This is a genomic window from Frankia tisae, assembly GCF_025403405.1.
GTDB lineage: Bacteria > Actinomycetota > Actinomycetes > Frankiales > Frankiaceae > Frankia > Frankia tisai.
On sequence record NZ_JANEZT010000878.1, the window covers coordinates 1 to 379 of the forward strand.

Below are 379 nucleotides of genomic sequence, written 5' to 3' on the forward strand. Positions count from 1 at the left end.
GGGGATGGGATGTGCCGGTGCCTGCGGCGACGTAGAAATGTCCTGGTGGAAAGCTCCGACGAGGGCGAGGCCTGGAGGCCGGGATGAGTGGCACGTACGGCCCGATCGGTGGGGTGCGAGGCCCACGGGTGGTGTCGGTCAACGTCGGTCTACCCCGCGCCGTTCCCCGCGGCACCGGCGGTGACGGCGGCGAGGTGATGACGGCGATCTGGAAGGAGCCGGTGGCCGGGCGGGTCGCGGTGCGCCGCGAAAACCTCGACGGCGACCGCCAGGCCGACCTGGTCAACCACGGTGGTCCGGACAAGGCCGTCTACGCCTACACCCGGGAGGATCTCGCCTGGTGGGCGGGGGAGTTGGGCCGTGACGTGCCGGTGGGGGC

The 379-nt window shown here is 72.0% G+C and carries 1 protein-coding gene; it reads left to right on the plus strand.

Annotated elements, in window-relative coordinates; translation table 11 throughout:
- Positions 1–83 precede the first annotated feature (83 nt).
- A partial coding sequence (locus NBZ85_RS32095) for an MOSC domain-containing protein (protein WP_368861477.1) occupies positions 84–379 on the plus strand: 296 nt, incomplete at its 3' end.